Origin of the sequence: Paracoccus binzhouensis (genome assembly GCF_016446475.1) — a bacterium.
GTDB classification, from domain to species: domain Bacteria; phylum Pseudomonadota; class Alphaproteobacteria; order Rhodobacterales; family Rhodobacteraceae; genus Paracoccus; species Paracoccus binzhouensis.
On sequence record NZ_JAEHFP010000221.1, the window covers coordinates 1 to 2,147 of the forward strand.

The following is a 2,147-nucleotide window of genomic DNA, read 5'->3' on the forward strand; positions in this document are numbered from 1 at the left end:
CGCCAGCCTCCACAAGCTGGCACTCTATGAATCACCGCAAGTGACTCTTGGGAATCCTGAAAATACACTTCTGCCAAAGTAGTGCTAGTGTGACCACCGCTTTTTCGGGATGGGTGCGGCTGTTAACGTGCGGGCCATGCTCTTTGACCGACAGCGCGCCGCGACCCTTGCCGACCAAGCGGGAAATCGTGCCTGTCAGCCCAAATTCGAGCGCATCGACAATGCCACTTTTGCCAGTGCCGTTCGGGCCGCACACTGCAAAGTTCGCACTGCCAAGATCAACATTCAGGTCACGGATTCCCCGGAACTCTTTAATCAGGATGCGATCAACGGTGATCATGAGTCGTCGCCGAATATCGCCTGATTCAATGCAGCTTCGTTTACTGTATCTCCATCGAGCAAGACGGGTTTCAGGCGCGTGGCCACTTCGACCAGCGCTTCGTCTTCCCCAACCGCGGTTATGAACATCGATAGCACGCGGTTGGCGACCGATTGTTCAGGTGTCTGCTGTTTGTCCTCATCCATGATTCAATTCTTCACTATAGTGCCATCCATGCAAGTCGAAATCTGGTTATTAGAAGGTCGACTGGTGGCGACGGGCTGGGTGTGAGGTCAGCGACCGCGCGCCTTGCTTCTCGAGACCCAGTTTGCGCCACCGTAGGTAACGGCGAATATCAGCACCTCAGCGGCTTCGTCGTCCACCACGAACGCGATGACAGCTTTCCGCCCGGCAGGGATGGCCCGAAGTCCGGGGGCGATCTCATCGCGGATGCTTCCCTTTGCGGCGTGTCCCTTAGGGTGGCGACGGCCGCCTCGATCTCGGCCAACTTCTGCGCCGCGATATCCGGTTCGTCACGATCAACGATCCACTGCGCGATGGCGTCAAGGTTATGCGCGACGGGAGGGTGGAAACGGAGGCGGAAGGTCAGGCTGCACGCGCAGCCTCGATGGAGGCGCGGACGGAGGCGAAGGCATCGTCTTGTTCGATGAACGCATCACGCGGCGTTTCCATGCGGGCACGGATTTCCTGCGCGAGAGCCTCGAGGGCCACGGCGCGGTCTTCCTCATCCTGCATCATCTGCTCGAGCGCGGCCGCGACGGCGGCACTCTGCGTGGCGAAGACGCCCTGCGCCACCTTTTCCGAAAGGAGCCGATGATGGCGGTCGGTGAAGCTGAGGGTATTCTTGACGATCATCTGCTTCTCCAGTGGTCGGACCAAGCTATACACCGCTTTTCGGCGCTGCTCGGAGTCTAAAGCGATCCAGGAGCAGCTCCTTTACGAAGTGCCACGCGCAATCGCTTGTCGTCGTATTCATTTTTGCGTAACTTGAACACAAATAGACGGAGGCGAGCATGTCCCAGACCACGACGATGACGGTCCGCATCAGCGGCGCACTAAGCGAGTTCGTTGCGTCGAACGTGGGCGAGCACGGGTCCTACGAGAACATCAGCGAGTATGTGCGCGACCTGATCCGCCGCGACAAGGAGCGGGTGGAGCGTGAGGCGTTCGAGCGCCTGAAGGCGGAACTGACACGGTCCTTTGCGGCGCCGGAGGACAGCTACCGCCCGCTGAGCGCGGCCGAGGTGATCGCGCGGAACCGGGGCTGACAAGGTGGCCGTCGGCATCCGGGAAGCGGCGTCACTGCAGCTGGACGAGATCTACCGCTACACGCGCGACCGCTTGGGTGTGGACCAGGCGGACCGCTACATCACTGATCTGTGCGCCACGTTCGACCGCATCGAAGGGGGCGGAGTTGAATCACGCCCCATTCCGGCGGAATTCGGGGTCGATGGCTTCTACTTTCGGCACGTGCATCATTTCGTGTACTGGCGGCGGCTGGCGAACGGGGACGTCGGCATCGTGACGATCCTGCACGAGCGGATGCATCAGATGGACCGGTTCCGGGATGACCGCGGCGGGTGATCGCCAGCGCCCGGAACGTAAAAAGCCCCCGTGTAGGGGGCCTCGTGTAACGTTGAGTTGTTGTTGAGGTGTTTGCGTTTGCTTATACACAAGCGAAACGCTCAACATTTAACTCTTTGGTTTTACGTAAGATTTTGGTTGCGGGGGCAGGATTTGAACCTGCGGCCTTCAGGTTATGAGCCTGACGAGCTACCGGGCTGCTCTACCCCGCGGCAGGGCGTTT

Annotated in this window: 5 protein-coding genes and 1 tRNA gene; 2 read left to right on the top strand and 4 right to left on the bottom strand. The window is 59.8% G+C overall.

Annotation, left to right across the window (positions count from 1 at the left end; genetic code table 11):
• Positions 1 to 31: 31 nt before the first annotated feature.
• From I9P22_RS23975 to I9P22_RS23990, 3 genes are all read right to left on the bottom strand, one after another.
• Positions 32 to 340, bottom strand: a complete 309-nt coding sequence (locus tag I9P22_RS23975; RefSeq protein WP_199262721.1) for an ATP-binding protein — start codon at positions 338 to 340, stop codon at positions 32 to 34.
• Positions 337 to 525 carry a hypothetical protein gene (locus tag I9P22_RS23980; RefSeq protein WP_199262722.1) on the bottom strand — a complete coding sequence of 63 codons (189 nt, stop codon included), beginning with the start codon at positions 523 to 525 and terminating at the stop codon, positions 337 to 339. The genes I9P22_RS23975 and I9P22_RS23980 overlap by 4 nt, the downstream gene beginning before the upstream one ends.
• A gap of 400 nt (positions 526 to 925) precedes the next feature.
• A complete protein-coding gene (locus I9P22_RS23990) occupies positions 926 to 1,195 on the bottom strand; it encodes a hypothetical protein (RefSeq protein WP_233253579.1) in 270 nt (89 codons plus the stop codon).
• A 158-nt stretch (positions 1,196 to 1,353) separates the two neighbouring features.
• Between I9P22_RS23990 and I9P22_RS23995 the strand changes: the two genes are divergently transcribed.
• Both I9P22_RS23995 and I9P22_RS24000 read left to right on the top strand, forming a co-directional pair.
• Positions 1,354 to 1,608, top strand: a complete 255-nt coding sequence (locus I9P22_RS23995; protein ID WP_199262723.1) for a ribbon-helix-helix domain-containing protein — start codon at positions 1,354 to 1,356, stop codon at positions 1,606 to 1,608.
• 4 nt (positions 1,609 to 1,612) lie between these two features.
• Positions 1,613 to 1,924 carry a type II toxin-antitoxin system RelE/ParE family toxin gene (locus I9P22_RS24000; RefSeq protein ID WP_199262724.1) on the top strand — a complete coding sequence of 104 codons (312 nt, stop codon included), beginning with the start codon at positions 1,613 to 1,615 and terminating at the stop codon, positions 1,922 to 1,924.
• Between the two features lie 135 nt (positions 1,925 to 2,059).
• Here I9P22_RS24000 and I9P22_RS24005 read toward each other — a convergent pair.
• A tRNA-Met gene (locus I9P22_RS24005) sits at positions 2,060 to 2,136 on the bottom strand.
• Positions 2,137 to 2,147 lie beyond the last annotated feature (11 nt).

Coding starts and splice junctions, on each gene's coding strand:
- I9P22_RS23975 (WP_199262721.1), bottom strand. CDS start 340: ATGATCACCGTTGATCGCATCCTGATTAAAGAGTTCCGGGGAATCCGT.
- I9P22_RS23980 (WP_199262722.1), bottom strand. CDS start 525: ATGGATGAGGACAAACAGCAGACACCTGAACAATCGGTCGCCAACCGC.
- I9P22_RS23990 (WP_233253579.1), bottom strand. CDS start 1,195: ATGATCGTCAAGAATACCCTCAGCTTCACCGACCGCCATCATCGGCTC.
- I9P22_RS23995 (WP_199262723.1), top strand. CDS start 1,354: ATGTCCCAGACCACGACGATGACGGTCCGCATCAGCGGCGCACTAAGC.